This is a genomic window from Pseudomonas sp. 51_B (genome assembly GCF_017491595.1).
Taxonomy (GTDB): Bacteria; Pseudomonadota; Gammaproteobacteria; order Pseudomonadales; family Pseudomonadaceae; genus Aquipseudomonas; species Aquipseudomonas promysalinigenes.
Map to the genome: position 1 here is coordinate 1 of NZ_JAFGYW010000134.1, position 551 is coordinate 551.

A 551-nucleotide genomic window follows, 5' to 3' on the forward strand; every position below is an offset into this window, starting at 1 on the left:
AGCTTCCCACGGCCGAAAGCCATCGAGATCCTCGCCGACTCCATTCGCCTGTGTTCGGTGGCCAAGCCTGCCGCGCCGGTTACGGCCGGTTAAGCGAGCGTCATGACGGAGCTGTCGCAAGTGTCGGTGACGGCACTCAAGGGTGTCGGCGAGGCCATGGCCGAGAAACTGGCAAAGGTCGGTCTGGAGAATCTGCAGGACGTGCTGTTTCACCTGCCGCTGCGCTATCAGGATCGCACCCGCGTGGTGCCGATCGGTGCGCTGCGACCGGGACAGGACGCCGTTGTCGAAGGCACCGTCAGCGGCGCCGACGTGGTCATGGGCCGCCGGCGCAGCCTGGTCGTGCGCTTGCAGGACGGTACCGGCGGCCTGAGCCTGCGCTTCTACCATTTCAGCAATGCGCAGAAAGAAGGTCTCAAGCGTGGCACGCGGGTTCGCTGCTACGGTGAAGCCCGGCCCGGCGCCGCAGGCCTGGAAATCTATCATCCGGAATACCGCGCGATCACCGGTGATGAACCACCGACAATGGACGAAACCCTGACTCCGGTTTA

At 64.4% G+C, this 551-nt stretch carries 2 protein-coding genes; both read left to right on the plus strand.

Features of this window, described 5'->3' with window-relative positions:
• Positions 1 to 93 (plus strand): hypothetical protein (locus J5M56_RS26870; protein ID WP_243430889.1); only part of this gene is annotated, 93 nt, incomplete at its 5' end.
• Positions 94 to 102: 9 nt separating this feature from the next.
• Positions 103 to 551 (plus strand): OB-fold nucleic acid binding domain-containing protein (locus J5M56_RS24015; RefSeq protein WP_347709436.1); only part of this gene is annotated, 449 nt, incomplete at its 3' end.